This window comes from Undibacterium sp. Ji50W, assembly GCF_049340445.1.
Classification (GTDB): Bacteria; Pseudomonadota; Gammaproteobacteria; order Burkholderiales; family Burkholderiaceae_D; genus Undibacterium.
Window position 1 is genome coordinate 85,629 of record NZ_JBMPOX010000019.1, and the last position, 22,975, is coordinate 108,603.

The 22,975-nt window shown below is 53.4% G+C and carries 20 protein-coding genes and 1 tRNA gene; 13 read left to right on the forward strand and 8 right to left on the reverse strand.

Translation table 11 applies throughout. The features are described 5' to 3' along the window. Nucleotides 1–84: 84 nt before the first annotated feature. Both hprK and rapZ read left to right on the forward strand, forming a co-directional pair. A complete protein-coding gene (gene hprK / locus ACO0K9_RS21720) occupies nucleotides 85–1,026 on the forward strand; it encodes an HPr(Ser) kinase/phosphatase (RefSeq protein ID WP_422988324.1) in 942 nt (313 codons plus the stop codon). Between the two features lie 20 nt (nucleotides 1,027–1,046). After that, entirely contained in the window at nucleotides 1,047–1,910 is an 864-nt protein-coding gene (gene rapZ / locus ACO0K9_RS21725) for an RNase adapter RapZ (RefSeq protein WP_422988326.1), read from the forward strand. Between the two features lie 34 nt (nucleotides 1,911–1,944). Here the strand turns inward: rapZ and ACO0K9_RS21730 are convergent, their stop codons facing one another. The 6 genes from ACO0K9_RS21730 to mutM form a co-directional block, all read right to left on the reverse strand. Next, complete coding sequence (locus tag ACO0K9_RS21730) at nucleotides 1,945–3,108, reverse strand: ABC transporter permease (protein ID WP_422988328.1); 1,164 nt, start codon at nucleotides 3,106–3,108, stop codon at nucleotides 1,945–1,947. Next, nucleotides 3,108–3,938: an ATP-binding cassette domain-containing protein gene (locus ACO0K9_RS21735; protein ID WP_422988330.1), complete on the reverse strand. Its 831-nt coding sequence runs from the start codon at nucleotides 3,936–3,938 to the stop codon at nucleotides 3,108–3,110. The genes ACO0K9_RS21730 and ACO0K9_RS21735 overlap by 1 nt, the downstream gene beginning before the upstream one ends. Further along, entirely contained in the window at nucleotides 3,935–5,458 is a 1,524-nt protein-coding gene (locus tag ACO0K9_RS21740) for an alpha/beta hydrolase (protein ID WP_422988332.1), read from the reverse strand. Before ACO0K9_RS21740 ends, ACO0K9_RS21735 begins: the two co-directional genes overlap by 4 nt. 77 nt (nucleotides 5,459–5,535) lie before the next feature. Further along, nucleotides 5,536–6,681 (reverse strand): A/G-specific adenine glycosylase, encoded by a 1,146-nt coding sequence (gene mutY / locus ACO0K9_RS21745; RefSeq protein ID WP_422988334.1) that lies wholly within the window; start codon nucleotides 6,679–6,681, stop codon nucleotides 5,536–5,538. Between the two features lie 30 nt (nucleotides 6,682–6,711). Next, a complete protein-coding gene (locus ACO0K9_RS21750) occupies nucleotides 6,712–8,649 on the reverse strand; it encodes a dynamin family protein (protein ID WP_422988336.1) in 1,938 nt (645 codons plus the stop codon). A 102-nt stretch (nucleotides 8,650–8,751) separates the two neighbouring features. Continuing rightward, nucleotides 8,752–9,573, reverse strand: a complete 822-nt coding sequence (mutM, locus tag ACO0K9_RS21755) for a bifunctional DNA-formamidopyrimidine glycosylase/DNA-(apurinic or apyrimidinic site) lyase (RefSeq protein WP_422988338.1) — start codon at nucleotides 9,571–9,573, stop codon at nucleotides 8,752–8,754. A 178-nt stretch (nucleotides 9,574–9,751) separates the two neighbouring features. Between mutM and ACO0K9_RS21760 the strand changes: the two genes are divergently transcribed. From ACO0K9_RS21760 to ggt, 7 genes are all read left to right on the forward strand, one after another. Next, the gene (locus tag ACO0K9_RS21760; RefSeq protein WP_422988340.1) at nucleotides 9,752–11,536 is read left to right on the forward strand and encodes a tetratricopeptide repeat protein; all 1,785 of its coding nucleotides are present in this window, start codon (nucleotides 9,752–9,754) and stop codon (nucleotides 11,534–11,536) included. A gap of 125 nt (nucleotides 11,537–11,661) precedes the next feature. Next, a complete protein-coding gene (gene lolB / locus ACO0K9_RS21765; RefSeq protein ID WP_422988342.1) occupies nucleotides 11,662–12,285 on the forward strand; it encodes a lipoprotein insertase outer membrane protein LolB in 624 nt (207 codons plus the stop codon). Further along, complete coding sequence (gene ispE / locus ACO0K9_RS21770) at nucleotides 12,276–13,169, forward strand: 4-(cytidine 5'-diphospho)-2-C-methyl-D-erythritol kinase (protein WP_422988344.1); 894 nt, start codon at nucleotides 12,276–12,278, stop codon at nucleotides 13,167–13,169. The genes lolB and ispE overlap by 10 nt, the downstream gene beginning before the upstream one ends. Before the next feature lie 32 nt (nucleotides 13,170–13,201). Beyond that, nucleotides 13,202–13,278 (forward strand) — tRNA-Gln (locus ACO0K9_RS21775). Between the two features lie 120 nt (nucleotides 13,279–13,398). After that, nucleotides 13,399–14,361 carry a ribose-phosphate pyrophosphokinase gene (locus ACO0K9_RS21780; RefSeq protein WP_422988346.1) on the forward strand — a complete coding sequence of 321 codons (963 nt, stop codon included), beginning with the start codon at nucleotides 13,399–13,401 and terminating at the stop codon, nucleotides 14,359–14,361. Between the two features lie 118 nt (nucleotides 14,362–14,479). Further along, nucleotides 14,480–15,067, forward strand: a complete 588-nt coding sequence (locus ACO0K9_RS21785) for a 50S ribosomal protein L25/general stress protein Ctc (protein WP_422988348.1) — start codon at nucleotides 14,480–14,482, stop codon at nucleotides 15,065–15,067. A 133-nt stretch (nucleotides 15,068–15,200) separates the two neighbouring features. Beyond that, a complete protein-coding gene (ggt, locus tag ACO0K9_RS21790) occupies nucleotides 15,201–16,940 on the forward strand; it encodes a gamma-glutamyltransferase (RefSeq protein ID WP_422988350.1) in 1,740 nt (579 codons plus the stop codon). A gap of 17 nt (nucleotides 16,941–16,957) precedes the next feature. Here the strand turns inward: ggt and ACO0K9_RS21795 are convergent, their stop codons facing one another. Further along, a complete protein-coding gene (locus ACO0K9_RS21795) occupies nucleotides 16,958–17,539 on the reverse strand; it encodes a 5-formyltetrahydrofolate cyclo-ligase (protein ID WP_422988352.1) in 582 nt (193 codons plus the stop codon). A 69-nt stretch (nucleotides 17,540–17,608) separates the two neighbouring features. Here ACO0K9_RS21795 and ACO0K9_RS21800 point away from each other — a divergent pair, with 69 nt between their 5' ends. The 4 genes from ACO0K9_RS21800 (at nucleotide 17,609) to ACO0K9_RS21815 (ending at nucleotide 22,260) form a co-directional block, all read left to right on the forward strand. Further along, the gene (locus tag ACO0K9_RS21800) at nucleotides 17,609–19,537 is read left to right on the forward strand and encodes a transglycosylase SLT domain-containing protein (RefSeq protein ID WP_422988354.1); all 1,929 of its coding nucleotides are present in this window, start codon (nucleotides 17,609–17,611) and stop codon (nucleotides 19,535–19,537) included. 12 nt (nucleotides 19,538–19,549) lie between these two features. Then, a complete protein-coding gene (locus ACO0K9_RS21805) occupies nucleotides 19,550–20,263 on the forward strand; it encodes a glutathione S-transferase family protein (protein WP_422988356.1) in 714 nt (237 codons plus the stop codon). Nucleotides 20,264–20,272: 9 nt separating this feature from the next. Next, nucleotides 20,273–21,475, forward strand: coding sequence for a multifunctional CCA addition/repair protein (locus tag ACO0K9_RS21810; protein ID WP_422988358.1), 1,203 nt, complete (start codon nucleotides 20,273–20,275; stop codon nucleotides 21,473–21,475). Nucleotides 21,476–21,588: 113 nt separating this feature from the next. Further along, complete coding sequence (locus ACO0K9_RS21815; protein ID WP_422988384.1) at nucleotides 21,589–22,260, forward strand: GNAT family N-acetyltransferase; 672 nt, start codon at nucleotides 21,589–21,591, stop codon at nucleotides 22,258–22,260. Between the two features lie 270 nt (nucleotides 22,261–22,530). Here ACO0K9_RS21815 and ACO0K9_RS21820 read toward each other — a convergent pair whose 3' ends face one another. Beyond that, nucleotides 22,531–22,854: a hypothetical protein gene (locus ACO0K9_RS21820; RefSeq protein ID WP_422988360.1), complete on the reverse strand. Its 324-nt coding sequence runs from the start codon at nucleotides 22,852–22,854 to the stop codon at nucleotides 22,531–22,533. Nucleotides 22,855–22,975: the final 121 nt, after the last annotated feature.

Below are 22,975 nucleotides of genomic sequence, written 5' to 3' on the forward strand. Positions count from 1 at the left end.
TTTACGTGACCATGGCAAGTCCGTTTGGCCGGCCAGTTTGGTCATGCTTTTGCTGAAGTCCTGACACAGACCGCCCCTATAGCCATGCCATCACTGACAGAATTAACCGTACAAAAAATCTACGACGACAATCGTGACACCATGCAACTGGGCTGGTTTGCCGGCTTTTCTGGTGCCGACAAGCAGATTACCGGCGACGCCGCTTCCTCCGCCGATCAGGTAGGGCATTTGAATCTCATCCATCCGGGCCGGATTCAAGTGCTGGGTCATCAGGAATTATCGTATTACAACCGCCTGTCGAATGCCTCACGCAACAACCTGATGCGTGAACTGGTGGCAGGTGCGCCGCCGGCGCTGATCGTCGCCCAGGGGCTGGATTCGCCACCGGCCTTTTTGGCGACCTGCGACGACAATAATATTCCCCTGTTTTCTACCCCCTATCCATCGGCCCAGGTCATCGATTACCTGCGTGTTTATCTGTCCAAAAAACTGGCGCAGCGTATCACCATGCATGGCGTGTTCATGGATGTGCTGGGGGTAGGTGTGCTGATCACCGGTGAATCCGGTCTGGGTAAAAGCGAACTGGGTCTGGAATTGATTTCACGCAGCCATGGTCTGGTGGCCGATGATGCGGTCGAGTTTTCACGCATCGCCCCGAATATGATAGAAGGCCGCTGCCACGAGCTGTTGCAAAACCTGCTGGAAGTGCGCGGCCTGGGCCTGCTGGATATCAAAACCATCTTTGGTGAAACCGCAGTACGCCGCAAAATGCGCCTGAAACTCATCGTGCATCTGGTTCGCCGCAGCACGCTGGAAGAAAATTACGAACGCCTGCCCATCGATTCGCAAACTGAAGAAGTGCTGGGTTTGCCGATCAGGAAAGTCGTCATCCCGGTTGCTGCCGGCCGCAATATCGCGGTTTTGCTGGAAGCAGCGGTGCGCAATACCATCTTGCAATTACGTGGCATTAATACTCTGGAAGATTTCATGGAACGCCAACGACGTGCCATGGAAAACGGTGACTGAATATTCACTAAGTAAAGTCTATGGAAATCCTGCTTATCTCCGGCATATCCGGCTCGGGCAAATCGGTAGCCCTGAATGTGGTGGAAGATGCCGGTTATTATTGCGTCGATAACCTGCCACCGAGCCTGCTGGCAGACTTGGTCACCACTCTGATCAGAGAAGGCATACCTTCCGCCGCCATCGCAATCGACACCCGCAGTGCGCACTTGCTGACCAACCTGCCGGAAGCCATACAAACCCTGCGTGATCAGGGGCATGATGTCAAAGTCCTGTTCCTGACTGCCAGTACCGAATCACTGGTGGCCCGCTTTTCAGAAACCCGCCGCAGCCATCCCCTGTCACACCGCCTTGGCCTTGACAAAGAACCCGGCGACAGGCTCAGCCTGACCGAATGCATACAGGAAGAACGCGAGATACTCTCAGGCATACAGTTGGTCGCCCACGTCATGGATACCAGCGACCTCAGCGCCAACAAGCTGCGCGCCTGGGTCAAGGATGTTATACAGATCAGCCATGCACCGCTGACGCTGATGTTTGAGTCTTTTGCCTTCAAGATCGGAGTGCCGCTGGATGCAGATTTTGTTTTCGATGTCAGGATGCTGCCCAATCCGCATTACGACCCCGCCCTGCGCCCCTTGACCGGACGCGATGAACCAGTAATCCAGTACCTGAAAGAACAGGCCATCGTGCATGAGATGTTCGCCGACATCAGCCAGTTCATCGCTAAATGGTTACCTGCCTTTAAACGCGACAACCGCAGCTACCTGACCGTTGCCATAGGCTGCACCGGCGGCCAGCACCGGTCTGTATATATGGTGGAAAAACTGGCAGCGCATTTCAAGAGCCAGGAACAGGTTCTGGTCAGACACAGACGCCTGTCGTAAATACGCTGTTCCCGCCCCATGCCTGAGCCTAAACTCAGTGCATCACCACCCTGCGCATTTTTTGTGAGATATAAGCCAGACTGAACAAGCTCATCAGGGCACACACCAGGAAGGCAATACCAACCGCCAGCGGGCTCAAGGTTTCCCCTTTCAATACCTGGTTCATCATCTGGTTTTGCGCCAGTACCGGCACCCACTGGAACCATGCCGGTTCCCTGCCCGGGAACAGGATGGGTACCAGTGAAACGAAGGGAATGAACATGGTCACCAACTGGTTGCGTACCTGGGCTTCCTTGTAGCTTTTACAGTCCAGTGAAACGGCAATCTGTATCGCTGCCATGCTGGCGGCCAGCGGCAACAGCACAAACAGAAAGCCCATGGCATCCCTGAAATTGAACTGGAATTCGGCACGCAGGGTTTCATTATGGATCAGCCATTGCGAGGGGAAGAAGCTGAAAATGGTCAGCACCACCACCCCCATGCCAACAATGGCAACCGCCCCCCATTTGCCTATCGTCAGTTGCCAGCCACTGACGGGATTCATCATCAGTGGTTCCAGCGAGCCACGTTCACGTTCACCGGCAGTGGTATCAATAGCTGCATACATGCCACCCAGCACGATGGCCATCAAGACCATCATGGGCAGCATGGTGGTTACCGTGGCCTTGCGTTCATCCGGCTTTTTCAAATGGCGCTCACGGACATCGATACGCTGCAATAATTCTATCGAAACCCCGCGCATGAGCAAACCCATGGTGGCCGTCTCTTGCGCATATGCATCCAGCAGGCGACGCAGGGGACGCACGCCAAATTCAGCCGGACGATTCGACGTATCGTAAGCAATTTCCACCGTGGCTTTATCACCTGCCGCCAGTTTGTCGTCAAAATCATCGGGAATCAACAGCACCGGCTGATCGAGTTCCTTACTTTGTGATTTCGCTTCGTAATCAGCGGGCGCGGTTTTCAGCTTGTAACCCTGGCGGGCGATAAAGTTTTCCAGGCCACGTGCATGTTCAATACCGATGACCATGACAGAACGTTTTTCTTCCTGTGATTCGACCTGCGACAGGACCACGGAAAAAATCAGCAGCATCAAAGGCACACCCAGCAGGGAACTGATCAGGGCCACTAGCAGGGTACGGCGATCACGCAGGGCGTCGCGCAGTTCCTTGCGCAAAATAGCTAAACTCGCTCTCATCAATTTACTCCTGACTGAGATGACTGAGGATGCAGGAATGCCAGTTTGACGAATGCATCTTCAAAATTATTTTCACCGGACTGCTGCAGCAATTCTTCTACCGTGCCATGGGCCACGTCCTTACCCTGGGCAACAATCACCACCTGATCACACAGGCGTTCGACTTCCTGCATGATGTGGGTAGAAAAGATGATGCATTTACCGCCGCCTTCGGGTGAACGCAGGAAACGTAAAAACTCTCGCAGGGCCCGCGTCGCCACCACGTCCAGGCCATTGGTCGGTTCATCCAGAATAATGTTTTTCGGGTCATGCACCAGTGCCCGCGCCAATGCGGTTTTCATGCGTTCGCCCTGGCTGAAGCCATCGGTGCGCCGGTCCAGCAGGGTCTGCATATCCAGCCATTGTGCCAGTTGCTGGGTACGCTGCTCGGCCAGGCCCGCATCCATGCCATGCAGCAGACCATAGTACAAAATATTTTCCCTGGCAGTCAGGCGCGGATACAGGCCACGCGCATCAGACAAGACCCCCATCTGCGACTGGGTGGATGAAGTACCGGCTTTGACGGCAGTGCCATCCACCATGATGTCACCCTTTTCGGCTTGCAACAGGGCCGCGATCATGCGCAGACTGGTGGTCTTGCCAGCCCCATTCGCCCCCAGCAAACCAGTGATGCAGGCATCGTTCGCGGTGAAGCTGACACCATCGACAGCGCGTACCACTTCGCTGGATTTTTTCATCAGGCCCAGACTGCGCGCCACGCTGCTAAGGGCGTTGCCGGATGATTTGCCCATGCGCACAAATTCCTTGTGCAGGTCTTTCACGATAATCATGGTTTGGGCTCCGCTTTGAGCTTTTCTTTGAGCTTTTCTTTGAGCCCACTCTTGTCAACTGTCTTTTCTACAGTTTTGTCCGCAGTTTTATCGCCCTTTGCCGGTACGGGTGCCTGCCATGCCAGCGCCCTTGGTATCTGGCGCACGCATTTCGCGTCCACCTTGATGGCCTCATCATCTTCCTTGGCATTCAGGAAGCGATGCACGACGTCCCGCACACAGCCCTGCGCCAGTAAACCGTGGCCGGCATTCTCGATTTGCACATGACGCGCTTTTGCCCCCAATGCTTTGGCAACTGCTTCACCATGTCTGGTCGGGGTTACAGGATCAAGGCCACCGCTCAACAGCAATACCGGGGATGCACTCAGCGGGATGGTAAAGAACGCAGCAGGAATTTCCGCACGTGGCCATTGTTTGCAAGTCTGGGTATACATCTCGGCCATCAGTTTTTCAAAGTCATCATTTGCCGGCAAGCTGCCTGGCTGTGCAAAGGCTTCACCGCACCATACAGAAAAATGCATGCCATAGGCAATGCCGCCCGGTCCCGGCAGGCTGGTGGCACCACTCATGGTGATCAGCGGTGCATAATTGCCCTGCGCCGCCTGCGTCAGCGCATACGGCAAGGCCGACAAGGCAGTCGGGCTGTACAGGGTCTTGTGCACCAGCCCCAGCAAACCATCACGCGTCATCTCGAATTTAAGTGGGGTACCCAGACGCGGATGCGGCATACTGACTTTTTGCGGCTGGCTGGCCAGCAGTTTTTTCCAGCGATTCGCCAGGTCAGGATAACTGGCATTGCAGGCCGGCTCTTTCACACAATCCCTGAACAGGGAATCCAGTGCTTTTTGTGCATCCGAGCTGGCCAGGCGCATATCGGGTGGCACCACACCGTCCAGCACGACCCGCCGCACCGACTGTGGAAACTGACGCAGATATTCCAGGCCGGCACGCGTGCCATACGAAGCCCCAACCAGATTGATACGGCCATAGCCCTGCTGTTGGCGTACTGCTTCCAGATCCTGCATGGCTATGCTGGTACTGAAATATTGCAAGTCACCATACGGCAAGGTCTGCAACTGATGCAGGCAATCATCGGTGAGTTTGACTTTTTGTTCGGGCGACAAGACCTCATCGGCCTTTTCCAGCGCCGGGCATTCGAGTGGCGCGCTACGGCCGGTGCCACGCTGATCGACAAACACCAGGTCACGACGACGGTTCATGCGGGCCAGCAAGCCATTCCCCCAACTGGCAACGTTGATGGCACTCTGCCCCGGCCCGCCTGCGAGCAGGAAAACCGCATCCGGCAATTTGTTCCTGTCCTGGGAAGGGATGACGACATAATGGATGTCTATCTTCTTGCCTTGTGGCTGCGCCGGATTCAAGGGTCTTTGTATCTGGCCGCATTGCACTTCCTCCGAAAAATCCGGCAAGCGGCAAGGCTTGGTCACAGCGGCATGGGCGGCCATGGATGTACACAGGGCAAACCCGGACAAAAGTCTGAGTATCAAACGTTTCGACAAAGCAGTCTCCTGACTAATGTTGATTTTCACAGGGGTGCAGACACAGCTACATGGCATCAGCATCCACTGATTAATTATTATTCGCCATCCTTACCCATCGTATCGAAAGCCAGAAGGGCTTGCGTATCCAGGGACATCAACAGGTTTTTTATAGGGGCAGGCAAGGCCAGTTGTCCGGCATCACGCAGATTTCCCCAGCGATGATCCGCTTCCGAAATCATCGCATGACGCTCAGACAATTGCACGTGCACAGGCAAAATCTGTAATTTGAAATGGGTAAACGCATGGCTGACCACAGGCAAAATCTGGATACTGTTAATCACGCCAAAGCGGCCAGCCTTTTGTTTCAGTTCAGCCATTTGTTCATCGACCGAAATCATGTCATCGCCATACTCCTGCATGCCTGCCAGTTCTGGCAAAGACAGCAGGCCACCCCAGATGCCAGTCGGCGGGCGACGCTCCAGCAATATCTGCAGGCCATCCTGCACCACCAGCATGATGGCCTGTTTTTCCTTCTGGGCTTTTTTGGGTTTGCGCTCTGGCAATTCTGCAGTCCTGCTCTGGGCATAGGCCAGGCAGCGATCCTGAAACGGACATTGCTGGCATTTGGGGTTGCTGCGAACACACAGCGTCGCCCCCATGTCCATCAAACCCTGGGTATAGGCTTGTATGCCTTGTGCCGGCAATAAGGCTTGCGCCAGCTTCCACATCTGGTCTTCAACCGGTTTGCTGCCGGGATAACCATCAATCGCAAAGACGCGGGCCAACACGCGCTTGACATTACCGTCCAGAATAGCTGCCACGGTGCCATATGAAAACGCCGTGATGGCGGCTGCAGTGGAACGGCCTATGCCAGGCAGTTCCTGCAACAAGGCCGGATCAGCCGGAAACTGCCCCTGGTATTTTTCCACCACCTGTTTTGCGCACTGGTGCAGATTGCGTGCGCGTGTGTAATAGCCGAGACCACTCCAGTGTTCCATGACTTCTTCCACCGGTGCGGCAGCAAGTGCAAATACCGTGGGGAAGGAAGTCAGGAAACGCTGGTAATAAGGAATGACAGCCGTTACCTGGGTCTGCTGCAGCATAATTTCAGACAGCCAGACGCGATATGCTTCTTGGCTCTGCTGCCACGGCAGGCCATGTCGGCCATGCTGCTTTTGCCATGCAATAAGACGGGAGGAAAAATCGGGGTCGGCTGCAACAGGATGGCTTTCTGTCACCATCCTGTTTGCTGATACGGGAGACTTCATCTATCAGGCAGCGACCTTGAGTGCACTCAGTTCTGCAGTCAGGGCATTTTTGAGACTTTCTTCCAGCGTCGTCAGTGAAGCCTTTTGTGCATCGATATCTGCCTGCATGGTCTCGAAAGACTTGATCTTGTCTTCCAGGCTGTCCGTCGCCACATGAATTCTTTGTATCGACTGCATGCGGTTTTTCAATTGGCTCTTGTGTTCACGGATCTGTGCTTCCAGCGGTGCCATGACAACTTTCTGCCAGGCTTCGACATCACGGTTGGCTTGCAAAAAGCTTTGCTTGACCCTGGCAGCCACTGAATCAAAGAATTTATGCATCAGCACGACTTGCGGCGTGGTCAGCATGGTCTTGGCGCTGAACTGTTTCTGGTACACAGCTTCAATCGCTTCGACTTCCTTGATGTATTTATCCAGTGAAAACGGCATCGGTGCAGACAGTGCCAAACCATGCTCGGTCGAGAATTTGCGGTACATGATAGTCATCATTTCCGAAATTTCATCCGTCTTCTTGTTCGAAGTCAGCAGATTCAGTTTGACCTGGGCAAAGAAATGCCTGACCGATTCACGCAAGCCGGTAGAGAACTTGCTCTTTTCCATGGCTTCACGCGATTTGCGTATTTCTTCGCGCAAGATGTCCATACCCAGGCTGGTGTACACCTCGGTGGACAAACGCGTGAATACCGAGCGTGTGCCCTGCATGCGCAAGAGGCTGGCATCGAATTCTTTTTTCTCGGCATCGATGCGCTTCATCATGTGTTCGATGACGTTCATGTTCTTGCCGCGCAGGCTTTTCAATTCCAGCATCTGCTCGACCACACTGCGGCTGCGGGCAGAAATGATGGCTTGCTGACCACTGGTGATTTCGTTCACTTCCGACGTCAGTTGGGCACGGATGATGTTTTGCTTGGCCGGGATCAATTCCTTGGACAAGGCATATTCCAGCGACGGCAAGCGGCTGCGGGCCAACAGAGGGGCATCCTTGTTAATCTTGGCGACCAGGCCTTTTTGCGCAGAAATCGGAAATACCTGTTTTTCGTCGATTGCCAATGTATGTGCAACGGTGCTGATCTGGCGCACGATCTGGGCTTCCACTTCTTCCGGCGTACGCAACTCGTCCCACATGCTGTCAATCTTGTTCAGCACCACCATGCGGCCTGGGCCGTTGCCAATATGATTACGCCAGACATCGATATCGCTCTTGGTGACGCCGGTATCGGCCGCCAGGATAAACAATACTGCATGCGCATTCGGAATCAGGTTCAGCGTCAGTTCAGGTTCGGTACCGATCGCATTCAAGCCAGGGGTATCGACAATGATCAGACCTTCTTTCAGCAAGGGATGCGGAAAATTGATGATCGCGTGACGCCATTGGGATATTTCAACCAGGCCATCTTCATCCACTTCCAGCGCAGCATCTGGATCGTTTTCATCAAACAAGCCATAATATTTTGCCAATTCTATGCTGACTTTCTTGGTCTGACTCACCTGTTTGAAAGCCTCCAGCATACCGTCACCGGAATTGATATTCAGTGGCAACACGGTCCAGACATGACTCTGGCCCTTGTATTCGCTGGTGGATTGCGCTTCGGCCCGGGTTTCTATGGGCAGCAGGCGTATGCAGGGCGGAATCGTATCGTCATACAATAGTTCGGTCGGGCACATGGTGGTACGACCGGCGGATGATGGCAAAATGCGCTGACCATAATCGGCAAAGAAAATCGCATTGATCAACTCTGACTTGCCGCGTGAAAATTCTGCAACAAAAGCGATGGACAGCTTGTCGTCAACCAGTCTTTCCATTAATCGCGCAATACGCTGGTCACTGGCGGCATCGGCCATATCCGATCCATGTATCCACGTACGATACTGCTCCAGCGCGTTCACCACTCCTTTGCGCCAGTCGCTGTACTCCTGGAATTTTTGAACCAGATTGCTCATGTTCCCCTCAGTTAACTTTTTTAATTTTCCAAGTATATATGTAAGCTCTGGAAAAATACGCGTAAATTGAATTTTGCCTGCATTTCAGACGATTTATTGGGCTTATTTCTGACATTTTGCGCAATAAAAGCTGCTGCGCTGCCCTTGCCGTATCTGTCTGATGGCCTGGCCACAGATTTTGCAGGCCTCTCCAGTTCTATCATAGACGAAATAAGATTGTTGAAAATAGCCGCTTTGTCCATCCACACCAAGAAAGTCCTTGAGCGTGCTGCCGCCCTGTTCTATGGCGGCTGCCAGAGTGACCCGGATGGCCTCCGCCAATAAGGTATACCGTGCCAAACTGATACGTTTAGCCGAAGTTTTGGGATTAATGCCAGCCTTGAACAGGCTTTCTGATGCATAAATATTACCAACTCCCACCACAATATCGCCCGCCAGCAGTACCTGCTTGACCGGCGCGGTGCGCTGACGTGTCTCACGGTACAGCAATTCCGCGCTGAACCCGGGTTCCAGTGGCTCCACTCCCAATTGCCGTAATAACAGGTGTTCTTCAATGTCACCGTCTGCCGCAGCATGCCACAGTACCGCACCAAAACGGCGCGGATCGGTCATGCGCAAGGCCATATCACCGATGACAATATCAATATGATCATGCTTGGCTGGCAGCACATCTTTATGCAAGACCCGCAAATGCCCCGACATGCCCAGATGGATCAAAACGCAGCCATGCTGAAAATGCAATAAAAGATATTTACCGCGCCTGCCGGTAGCCAGAATGCGCTGGCCAGTCAACAATACGGGCAAATCCGGCGGAAAAGGCCAGCGCAGGCCATCCCTGCGCAAGATGACCTGACTCACGGTTTTTCCGGTCAGGTGAGGCGCGACGCCGCGTCTGGTCACTTCTACTTCAGGTAATTCTGGCATGGGCGGGAACTTTTACCATTACAATTTGACACAGTGTAATAACATCGCTGAACCCACAGCTTTTCAGCTTCAGCGTAAAATCAATCATCTTTTCTGTTAATCCGGGCTCGTTTTGAAAACATTTCCAGCATTATTTTCTACTTCTATTGTATCTGTTCTGCGACCAGCATCATGGCTATTGAGTGCAGCACTGGTCACAGGATGTGCCAGTACAGGCTTGCAAGGCACGGATTCAGCCAGCGATGCGAATCACGCCAACGATGCGGCGCAAGCTGCCCTGTCAGCCGAAAAAACCCTGAATGGGGTGACGGCGGACGTCTCGCTGCCTGAAGACAAATTACCGGAAGTAACCCTGTCCGAAGAATTATTTTACAAAATCATCACGGCTGAAATCGCCTATCAGCGCGGTAGCTGGCAGGGTGCCTATGTGACGCTGTACTCGGTTGCGCAGCAAACCCGCGACCCGCGTATTGCCCGTCGCGCTGCTGAAATCGCCCTGAGTGTCAAACAGGCTGGCGAAGCGCTGGCGGCCATACGCCTTTGGCGTGAACTCGCCCCGAATTCCAATGAAGCTACCCAGTATTATCTGGGCTTCATGGTCATGAATAATAATCTGGCAGAAATCCAGAGTGTATTCACGGAAAAACTGAAAACCGCTGACCCTAAACAGCACGCCATACTGATGCTGCAAGCGCAGCGATTGCTATCCCGTGCGCGTGACAAGAACGCAGCCTTTGATGTGCTTGAAGAAATTCTCTCGCCTTATAAAGATAGCCCGGATGCCCACCTGGCGCTGGCCCAGGGTGCCTATACCAAAGGTGACAACAAGCGCGCCGTGAGCGAGGCGCAGGCTGTACTGAATACCAAGACAGATTCGCAACTGGCCATCCTGACCGTAGCCCAGGCTTCATCGCAACAAGATGCCGCCAAGGCCATGGCTGCCTTTTTACAAAAAAACCCAACGGCACGCGATGTCCGCCTGGCCTATGCCAGCATCCTGATAGACCTCAAGCAACTGGATAAAGCCACACGGGAATTTGAACAAATCGCCCGCGACAGGCCGGACGACAATAACGCCACCTACACGCTGGGCGTGTTGGCCATGGAAAGAAATCAACCGGCGGAAGCAGAAAAATATTTCGTCCAATACCTGAAAACCCTGGAAGCCAGACCAGGTGAAGAACGTGACCCCACCAATGCCCTGGTCAATCTGGCGCGTATCGCCGGTGAACGCAAGGACTATAAGGCAGCACAGGATTGGCTGTCGCAGGTGGAGTCGTTTGAAGGCCGTAATACCGCCTGGTTCAATGTCCAGATGCGCCGCGCTTTCCTGTACGCCAAAGAGGGCAAACTGGATGAAGCCAGGCAGTTTGTACATAGCGTAAAAGCCTCGAATGAGGCCGAACAGACGCAACTGGTACAAACCGAAGCACAGTTGCTCAGGGATGCGGGTCAGCCCGACCAGGCCAGGGCCATCCTGCAGGAAGGCATACAGCAGCAACCCAATAATCCCGACCTGCTGTACGATTTTGCCATGCTGGCAGAAGCCCAGAAAGATATCAATGGCATGGAAACTTCGCTGCGCAAGGTCATAGAACTCGCGCCGAATAGCCAGCATGCCTACAATGCGCTCGGATATTCACTTGCCGACCGCAATATCCGTCTGGATGAAGCATCGACACTGATAGAAAAAGCCAACCAGTTGGCACCGGACGATCCCTTCATTCTCGACAGCCTGGGTTGGGTCAAGTTCCGCCTGACCAAATACGAGGAAGCTGAACAGGCATTGCGTCGCGCCTATGAGTTACGGCCTGATGCCGAAATCGCCGTGCATCTGGGTGAATTGCTGTGGACCATGGGACAGAAAGACAATGCCAAAAAAATCTGGCGCGATGCCCAGCAAAAAGACCCGGATAACCAGACCCTGAAAAGCACGCTGGACAGGCTAAAGGTCAAACCCTGATGCGGGAGCCAGAACTCAAGAGTTTCTGAGTTTATTGCGCGTTTTATTTATTCAGCGGCACCATGGCGGACAGAGCATGTCCGCCTTGTCATTTGAGCGAAACAATGTATACAAGCATGACAACCATGGCATCAACTACCCGACTTAGCTTGCTGGCCTTGCTAGCCTTTTGCGTTCTGTTCAATACAGGCTGCGCCAGCCTGAACAGCCAGACACAAGCACCGGCAACGGCAGCGACCAGCACTAACATTGCAAACAACAGGCAGTATCAACCGCAAATACAAATCAGCGGCAAGATCTCCATACAATACCAACAAGCTGGCAAGCTGCAAAGCCTGCCTGGTAGCTTTGAATGGGAGCAGGATACCCATGGTACACGTATCACTCTGTTATCACAGTTGGGTCAGATCATGGCCCGAATCAATCAGAATGAGTTAATGGCAACACTGGAGCTTAATGATAAGAGCACGCGCAGCGCCAGCGACCTCGACCAACTCTTGCAAGAAACTCTGGGCTGGTCTTTGCCAGTGACTGGTTTGCGCGATTGGTTGCAGGGCTTTGTCGCCATCGATGGCAAGCGAGCAATTGCAGTCAAGGCAGAAGACCAGACCCTGAATATTCAGGGCTGGAAGCTTCGTTATGCCAGTTGGCATGAACAACCCAGCTTCCCCGAACGTATAGACTTGCAAAGATATACCGAACAAGCAGGTGATGTTTCTATCCGCGTCGTGGTGAAAGAATGGAAATAAAGCGGCTCGACAATTGCCCTGCCCCCGCCAAACTGAACCTATTCCTGCACGTAACGGGCCGCAGGCCAGATGGTTACCACTTGCTGCAGACAGCCTTTCAGTTGATAGACCGCTGCGATTATCTGGACGTGGAAGTGCGCGATGACGGCATTGTGCACAGGAGCAATGACCTACCCGGCGTACCTGCCGACAGTGATTTGATTGTCAGGGCAGCCAGATTATTGCAAAAGCATAGCGGTTGTGGGTTGGGGGCCAATCTGACCCTGCACAAGCAGCTGCCCATGGGCGGTGGCCTGGGTGGCGGTTCATCCGACGCAGCCACCACCTTGCTGGCGCTGAATCATTTATGGAATACCGGGCTGACCCGGGCAGAATTAATGAAGCTGGGCCTGCAACTAGGTGCTGACGTACCCTTCTTTCTATTCGGCGAAAACGCCTTTGCCGAAGGCGTGGGAGAAGAATTGCAGGCCTTGCGTACCGCTGAAGACTGGTTTGTGGTGCTGGAGCCCGGCGTACAAGTCCCCACACCGGCAATTTTTTCGGCAAAGGAGTTGACAAGAGACACAAATCCCGTCAGAATAGCGGACTTTTCCAGTGATGTAAAAATTCATTGGAAAAACGATCTGCAAACAGTTGCCTGCGCATTGTTTCCGCAAGTAGATGAAGCCATCAAGTGGCTCTCACAATACGGACATGCAAAGATGACGGGATCAGGAGCTTGTGTTTTTTGTGCTTTTGCCGACGAAACGGCAGCAGACACAGTGTTAAAACAAGTACCGGATCGCTGGACATCATGGAAAGCAAAAGCACTGAGTCGCCACCCGATGGCGCAGAAATTGGGATCGAAAAACATTTGGCTTGAAGCTGGTTTGACGCTAAAATAGCGGCGAACTTGGAAACAGGCAAACGGTTGTGTAGGGGAGTCGCCAAGCTGGTTAAGGCACCGGATTTTGATTCCGGCATGCGAAGGTTCGAATCCTTCTTCCCCTGCCATTAAATTAAAGCCGCCGCATAGATTGTGCGGCGGCTTTTTCAGTTTTAACAGCGGTTCATTTTGTATAAAACCCATGCAAAATAAGCCAGACCCACAATCTCAGCCGATAGGTTCCAGCCATGGCAAATGCGCGCGCACATGACAACATGATGGTTTTCACTGGCAACGCCAATCCTGCACTGGCTGCCGGTGTCGCCAAGCAACTCGGCATCCCCCTCGGCAAAGCAGACGTTTCCAAATTCTCTGACGGTGAAGTCTTGGTCGAGATCAATGAAAACGTGCGTGGTAAAGATGTTTTCGTTTTGCAGTCGACTTGCGCGCCAACCAATGACAACCTGATGGAAATCATGTTGATGGTTGATGCCCTGAAACGTGCTTCCGCTGGCCGTATCACTGCCGCTATCCCGTATTTTGGCTATGCCCGCCAGGATCGCCGCCCACGCTCTGCGCGTGTCGCGATTTCTGCCAAAGTGGTTGCCAACATGCTGGAAGAAGCCGGTGTAGACCGTGTGTTGATCATGGACTTGCATGCCGACCAGATTCAGGGCTTCTTTGATATCCCTGTTGATAATATTTACGCTTCACCGATTTTGCTGGGTGACCTGGTCGCCAAGAATTACGAAGACCTGCTGGTAGTTTCCCCTGACGTGGGCGGCGTGGTACGTGCCCGTGCTTTGGCAAAACGCCTGGGTTGCGATCTGGCCATCATCGACAAACGCCGTCCAAAAGCGAATGTCTCTGAAGTCATGAACATCATTGGTGAAGTCGAAGGCCGCAACTGCGTGATCATGGATGACATGGTTGACACTGCAGGCACCCTGACCAAGGCTGCTGAAGTATTGAAAGAACGTGGTGCCAAGAAGGTATTGGCATACTGTACCCACCCGGTCTTGTCCGGCCCTGCGATACAACGTATTTCGCAATCGCCGCTGGATGAACTGGTGGTGACAGACACCATACCGCTGACAGAAGCGGCCCGCGCCTGTCCCAAGATTCGTCAATTGTCTTGCGACAGCCTACTGGCCGAAACGTTCCGCCGCATCACCAAGGGTGAGTCTGTGATTTCCTTGTTCACGGACTAAATACGCATTAAGTTTTTCCCGGCACCGTCAATTGACGGTGCTATTTTCTGGACCCCTGGTCGCGGGGGTTCAATACCGCAAAACCGAATAAACGGTTTGCATTTTTTGGAGTAACACCATGAAAGTAATCGCATTTGCACGCAAAGAACAGGGGACCGGAGCGAGCCGCCGCCTGCGCAATGCTGGCCAAACACCTGGCATCATCTACGGCGGTAAAGAAGCACCAGTCGCCATCACTCTGGATCACAATGCGCTGTACCATGCATTGAAAAAAGAAGCATTCCACTCTTCCATTCTGGACCTGGAAGTGGATGGCAAAGCAGAAAAAGTATTGTTGCGCGACTTCCAAGTCCACGCCTACAAACAACTGGTTTTGCACGCTGACTTCCAACGCGTAGATCCTAACCAAAAAATCCACGTTAAAGTGCCTCTGCACTTCATCAACGCTGACGTTTCTCCAGCAGTGAAACTGTCCTCCGCCGTCATCAGCCACGTTGCTGTTGAACTGGACATCTCTTGCCTGCCAGCAGAATTGCCAGAATTCGTTGAAGTTGACCTGTCCAAACTGGAAGCTGGTCAATCCATCCACGTATCCCAACTGACACTGCCAAAAGGCGTGACAGCTGTGGTACATGGTGGTGACGCAACTGTTGCTATCGCTGTTATCCCAGCCGGTGCAACCTCTGCAGAAGCTGAAGCAAAATAATTTGCATTTTGCATTTAGACGAAAAGCCGCCTTCGGGCGGCTTTTTTATTTTGCGCTGACGGAATACTTTGTGCGCGCCATGTCAGAATTGGTATTACTATTTCTGTCATCAATGATTTCTGGAGCTATTCGCATGCCCTCCCCTCGCAAGCTATACCTGAGTCTGCTCATCCCCCTGTGCTTTGGCCTGCTCAGCCCTGCCAGCCAGGCGCAACTGGCGGCCGGTATCAAATACGATACCAGCTACCCCATCATCAGCCCGGTATATGCCAAACAAGGCATGGTGGCGACCGAGCAGGCCCTGGCCAGCCAGGTAGGCCTGGAGATACTCAAGCACGGTGGCAATGCGGTGGATGCTGCAGTGGCAGTCGGCTTTGCGCTGGCGGTGGTGCTGCCAAATGCCGGCAATATCGGTGGTGGTGGCTTCATGCTTATCCATGACAGCAAATCGGGCAAGGATGTCGCCCTGGATTTTCGTGAGCTGGCACCAGAAAAAGCCACGCGGGACATGTACCTGGATGCCAATGGCAAGGTGATACCCGGCAAATCCCTGCATACCCATCTGGCAGTCGGCGTACCTGGCACGGTAGCCGGCATGGAACTCGCCCTGCGCAAATATGGCAGCATGAAATGGAAGAACGTGATTGCACCAGCAATACGTCTGGCCGAGCAGGGCTTTGACATCAGCCCGCATCTGGCTGAACTGATAGACGCTGGTAAAAACCAGTTGAGCCAGTGGCCCGCCAGCCGCGCCATCTTCTTCAAGGATGGCAAACCCATGCAGGCTGGCGAGCGGCTGCTGCAAAAAGACCTGGCCCAGTCGCTGCGGCTGATTGCCGAGCAAGGCGCTACGGCTTTTTACGAAGGTGCGATCGCAAAAAAAATCGTCGCCGAAATGCAGCAACATCAGGGCCTGATCTCTGCCAGCGACCTGAAAAATTACAAGGCGGTGGAACGCATCCCCGTGCGCGGCAATTATCGCGGCTATGAAGTGGTGTCCATGCCACCACCCAGCTCGGGCGGTGTGCACATCATCCAGATGCTGAACATGCTGGAACATTTCCCCCTGAAGGAACAGGGTGCCAACAGTGCCCAGACCCTGCATCAACTCAGCGAAGTAATGAAACTGGCGTATGCCGACCGTTCCGAATTTCTGGGTGACCCGGATTATTACAAAGTACCGACCAAAGGCCTGACCTCGCGCGCCTATGCCGATGAGCTGGTGAAGAAAATACAGCCGGACCGTGCCACACCTTCCGCCGACATCAAGCCAGGCAAGCCCCTGCCGTATGAAAGCGACCAGACTACGCATTACAGCGTGGCCGACAAATTCGGCAATGTAGTCGCCACCACCTACACCCTGAACCTGAACTTTGGCAGCGGCATCGTCGCCAGCGGCACCGGCATCGTGCTGAACAATGAAATGGATGATTTTTCGGTCAAGGCCGGCGTACCGAATGCCTTTGGCTTGCTGGGTGGCGATGCGAATGCGGTACAGGGCTGGAAACGCCCGCTAAGCTCGATGTCACCGACGATAGTGCTGAAGGATGGCAAACCCTTCCTGGTGACTGGCAGCCCTGGTGGCAGCCGCATCATCACCACGACCCTGCAAACGATCCTGAATGTCATTGACCATGACATGAATGTCGCCGAAGCCACCATTTCGCCGCGTATCCATCAGCAATGGATGCCAGACCAGTTGCGTTATGAAAAAGGAATCAGCATCGATACCCTGCGCCTGCTGGAACAAAAAGGCCAGGTCCTGCGCCCGGCAGCGACTTTGGGCAAGACCCAGACCATACAAGTTTATCCTCAAGGATTTGCCGGCTATTCTGATCCACGCAATCCGGATGGCAGTGCGGTCGGGTTTTAAGCTGTAGGCATTACACCTCAGGCTTCCGTGATGACGATATCCATAGGGATATCATGGGTGTCAGCAGCAAAATCCGCCTGCGTGCATTGATAGGCTATGCCTATGGTGAGCGGGCGCGGTGTTTTTTCCAGGGTGCGGTCGTAATACCCGCCGCCATAACCCAGGCGGTACTTGCCGGTATTAAAGCCGACACAGGGTATCAATAGCGCTGCCGGCTGTATAAACTGAGTACGCTGGGCTGGTACTGGTATGCCATATTCATCCGCCAGCATGGGGTCACCCGGCCGCCAGGCCAGGAATTGCAAGGGCTGCTGTCTGGCAAGCACCAGTGGTAACGCCAGTTGCAGACCGGTCTCTGACAGGACTGCATACGCTGCCTGCAAATCAGGCTCACCCCGTATCGGCCAGTACACAGCCAGGCTGGTGATCTGTTGCTGTTGACAGCATTGCAGCAACTTTTCGGCCAGTTGCCTGTCCCATTGTTGTCGGATGTTAACTGCAATATCCCGACGTTTTTGCAGTAAACTTTTCCGCAAGTCGTGACGACTGCGTGCGGCTTCTGTGTACATCGGATGTGCGCTGGCCTTGGGCTGTGTCATACTGTTAGAAATGTAATCAAAAACTGTCTAAAGATGCCTGTGAAAAAAAGTTTAGCTGGACTTGGCCTGATGATCTTAGCAGGTTTCGGCGCATCCACTGTCGCCAGCGCTGCTGCGGCAAAAAAAGGCATGATCGATGATGATGACCGCTTCATGGCCTTGCGTGACGCCGCCTTCCATGATGACTCCGGCAATGCAGAACAGCATGCCGCGGCACTCAAAAATTACGAAATCCCCTCTTATATTGATTATTATCGCCTGCGCGCACGGCTGGTGAAAACCACGAATACCGAATTTCGTGAATTTCTGAGCAAGTATGAAGGCAGCGCCATCGCCGACCGCCTGCGCAATGACTGGTTATTGATGCTGGGCAAACGCGGCGAATGGGAAACCTTTGATCAGCAATATCCTTTATTCGTGGTGGCAGATGACAATCAGTTACGTTGCTACGCCGTGCTGTCCAGGGCCATCAAACAGCAAAAGGTCGCCAGTGAAGCACGCAATTTGCTGAATTCGCCACGCGACTACGGCGATGGCTGCTACAACATGGTGACTTACCTGGCAGGCAATGGACAATTCAGCAATAACGACTTGTGGACACAAGTCCGCATGGCTGGCGAAAACGGCGCATTGCCGTTGGCGCAGCGTCTGGGCAAATTGCTGAACGTGCCGGAAAAACAGATGGCCGATGCCATCGACAAACCAGCTGTTGTCACAAAAAAAGCTCCCGAAGCCGGCCACACTGCCCATGAACTCTACCTGATCGCCCTGGGCCGTCTGGCCAAGACCGATCATGAACAGGCAGCCAGCATACTCAGTCGCTATGCCAGCCAGTTCAACGATGCAGAAAAATCCACGGGCTGGGCACAAATTGCCCTGCAAGCCGCGCTGAAGCTGGAACCGGATGCACGGGGCTACTGGCAACGTGCCGATACCGCCCCGCTGTCGCAGGAAGCCTATCAATGGCGGGTACGTACTGCCTTGCGCGAAGGCGACTGGAAACTGGTCAAAACCGGCATCACCAGCATGCCGCCAGCCTTGAAGGCTGATCCAGCATGGGTATACTGGTATGGTCGCGCCCTGAAAGCCGAAGGCAAGAATGAAGAGGCGCGTGTGCAATTTGCCAGCATCGCTGATCAGTTGCATTTCTATGGACAACTTGCGCTGGAAGAACTGGGCCAGAAAATCGGTGTCCCGGTTACTGTCAAACCAGTAACGCCGGAAGAACTGGCACCGATGGAAAAAAATCCCAACCTGCAAAGAGCCCTGAAGTTCTATGCCATGAACCTGCGCTTTGAAGGTACGCGTGAATGGAACTGGGAATTACGCAAGATGAGCGAACGCCAGCATCTGGCCGCCGCCGAACTGGCCCGCCAGAACAACTTGCTGGACCGCATGGTCAACACGTCGGACCGCACCAAGGGCGAGCTCGATTTCAGCCAGCGCTACCCTACGCCTTTCAACGAAAGCATGTACAAAACCACCCAGGCACTGGGGCTGGACATGGCCTGGGTATATGGCTTGATACGCCAGGAGTCGCGCTTCATCATGAATGCCAAATCCCACGTGGGTGCATCTGGCCTGATGCAGTTGATGCCAGCTACCGCGCGCTATGTCGCCAAGAAAATTGGCCTGGGCAAATTTGTGCCGGAACAAGTCAATGATGTGGACACCAATATTGCCCTGGGTACCAATTACCTCAATATGGTGCTGACCGATCTTGGCGGCTCACAGGCGCTGGCGTCAGCCGCCTATAATGCCGGCCCTGGCCGCCCCAGAGCCTGGCGGGCAAAACTGAGTCGCCCGGTGGAAGGTGCGATTTTTGCAGAAACCATTCCCTTCAATGAAACCCGTAGTTATGTGAAGAATGTGTTGTCGAATGCCACCTACTATGCTGCCCTGTTCGAGAAAAAACCCCAGTCCCTGAAAAGCCGTCTGGGCGTTGTGATACCAAAGGGCATGACGGCTGCTGATGCGGATCTTCCTACCAATTTTTAAGTGTAAAAACTCATGCAAGATACTGAAATGCAACCTGCACTGGCAGCCATGCTGGGCCAAGAACGCGCCGGCTTGCGACTGATCATCGGCAATAAGAATTATTCATCCTGGTCCATGCGTCCCTGGGTGGCGATGAAGGCTTTTGGCATTCCGTTTGAAGAAGTCCGCATCGTGCTGAACCAGCCCGATACCACCAATCGCATCGCCGAATATTCAGCCGCTGGCCGCGTGCCGGTCTTGCTGGCGGGCGAGATCACCGTCTGGGATTCGCTGGCGATTTGCGAATACCTGGCCGAACAGTTTTCCATACTCAACCTGTGGCCGGAAGATGTGGCAGCGCGCGCAACGGCACGCAGTATCTGTGCAGAAATGCATTCTGGCTTTTCTTCCCTGCGTACCGACATGCCCATGGATATTCGCGCCTCACTGCCTGGCAAGGGCCGTAGCATAGGCTCGCAGGCCGACATAGGCCGCGTCAGCGAAATCTGGGAAGACTGCCTGGCCCTGTACGGCGCGCACGAGTTCCTGTTCGGTGCCTTTTCCATCGCCGATGCCTTCTATGCGCCAGTGGTCATGCGTTTCCGCACCTATGGTGTATCACTGGCCCCTGCCTTGCAGGCTTATGCCGAACGCGTACTGGCCCATCCCGCCGTCGCCCAGTGGGTCAGGGAAGCACTGCTGGAAACCGAAGGCCTGCCCGGACATAATGGCAGCCCGGAAGCCTGAAGCAGCGACATGAAGACCTATATCGTCGGCGGTGCCGTGCGTGATGCCCTGCTGGGCTTGCCTGTGCAGGACCGCGATTTCGTGGTGGTCGGTGCTTCACCAGAAGAGATGTTGGCCAAGGGCTATCTGCCGGTGGGCAAAGACTTCCCGGTATTTTTGCATCCGCAAACCCATGATGAATATGCGCTGGCACGTACCGAGCGCAAAACTGCTGCCGGGTACAAGGGCTTTGTATTTCATACCGATGCCGATGTCACGCTGGAAGAAGACCTGATACGTCGCGACCTGACCATCAATGCCATGGCACAGGATGACACTGGCAATATCATCGACCCTTATGGTGGTCTGCGCGATTTACAGGACAGGGTATTTCGCCACGTGTCGCTGGCATTTTGCGAAGACCCGGTGCGCATCTTGCGCCTGGCCCGCTTTGCCGCCCGCTTTGCCATACCGCCACAGGATTTCAGCGTGGCAGAAGAAACCACCGCGCTCATGCAACGCATGGTAGCCGCCGGCGAAGTGGATGCACTGGTGGCAGAACGCGTTTGGCAAGAACTGTCCCGCGGTCTGATGGAAACCCGGCCTTCCCGCATGTTTGCCGTGCTGCGCAGTTGCGGTGCCCTGCAAAGATTATTGCCTGAATTGAATGAGCTGTTTGAAGCAGACTCAGGCAATGAGCATGGCCAGCATCTGATGCAGATACTGGATGCCACCGCACAGCGCAATACCTCGCTGAGCACCCGGTTTGCCGTGTTGCTGCATGATCTGGTGATAGCGTCGACAGAAAGCAATGCCCTGCCCCTTGAAAAACTGCGGGTAAAACTGGTGGACGGTATTTGCCAGCGTCTCAAAGTACCGGCAGATTGCCGTGACATGGCTGTCATGCTGGCGCGTGAACATGTACACATCAAAGATGCCACATCGCTGTCAGCCGCTGACACCGTTGATTTACTGACACGCTGCGACGCCCTGCGCAAGCCGGAACGTTTTCTTGAGATGCTCAGTGCCTGTGCCTGCCTGACTCTTGAAGAGTTGGCAACAGACACGGTCTTCGCCCCGCAATTGCAGTTAAGCCAGGCGCTGGATATCGTGTTGAAAGTGAATGGTGGCGAAATTGCCAGCCTGTATGCCCATCAGCCCCAGCAGATCCCGATAGCTATACGCGCAGGCAGAATAAACGCGCTGGAAGCAGCCGCAAACGCGCAACAATAGAAGTTTTATTCTCAAAGCCCGCACATCGCTGGAATAATCAGGCCAGATCATCTACAATGCATTGTGCAGTGCACAAAAGCTACCCATAAGGAGCTGCCATGAATGCGTCAGATATGTTTCCTGAAGATCCAAAACACTTGCTGGACGCCAGCAAAAAAACTTCCAAATCTACCGTTTTCGTCAAGGAATTGTCGGAAAAGGACAGGCATCGCATCCTGCGTCATTTTCTTGGACTGGAAGAAAGTGATCGCCTCTTGCGCTTCGGTACTTACCTGCCGGACGCGATGATAGAAAAATACGTGGACGGCATCGATTTTTCGCGCGACAAAGTATTTGGTGTCATCAGCCACCACTTCCGCATTGTCGGTGTTGGCCATCTGGCCTATGCACCACGCGCCGAGAATGATGACGTCACTGACAAAGACAAGGTCGCCGAATTTGGTGTGTCCGTCTCCCAAATTGCGCGTGGCAAGGGCATAGGTTCCAAGCTGTTTGAACGTGGTGCCATCCACTGCCGCAATGATGATGTCGATACCCTGTACATGCATTGCCTGTCATCCAACCAGACCATGATACACATCGCCAAAAAAGCCGGCATGGAAATCCACCGCGAATATGGCGAAGCCGACGCCTACCTGAAAATCCTGCCCGCTGACGCCGTCAGCGTCCTCAAAGAAGCCATGCAGGAACAGGTCGCCGCCATCGATTACACCATCAAGGCCAATACCCGCGCAGCCGCCAAATGGCTCAGTCATTTGCCGGGGATGAAGGATAGTTCGAAATAAAACATGCTTATCCAGATGGCCTTTGGATCGCGCTTATGCAAAGGCCGGGATAAGCAATGTTCTTTCATCTTGTATTTAGAGACTGTTTCAAAATTAACCCGACGTTGTTGCGTTGCCTTGTCGTGCTGACGTGCTGACGTACTGACTGCGACAACGATGCCTAACCACTTTCATCTTGCAACAGCCCCTTAGAAAACCTTATACATAAATAGGTATCCTGGATCGCAAAGATTGAAATTGAAAAGACCTCGATTCCCTCTTTATATTTAATTATGTCGCTTCATAGTACCCATCATCACTCCAGTTATTAAAGAGCAAATAAGCACCAATTATCGTACCGACAGGGAATGCAAACAACATAAGCAGAGCAATTAAAGTTGATAACATTCGTGCCCAAGGCTTTTTATTGGATGCGCCTACAGAAGTTGCATAATGCAAAACTGTCAGGCCTAAAAAAAGCAAAGCAACGCCTATCAAGCCACCACTCGGCAGCCCTGAATGAGGGTAAAGCAAGAATCCAAATACAGCCAATAAGAGGCCATACAAAATAGCTAAAACGCGATGTGTTCTTGCGACTTTTTCATGTTTTTCCATAACTTCCAATTCCCTCATTAAATAATTGTTCGATTGAACTCTATTTTTGGTTGTCAAATTTTAAATAATACTGCGTAAATGTTAACTATTTTTGTCTAGGCAGTAAACAGAAATTCAGATA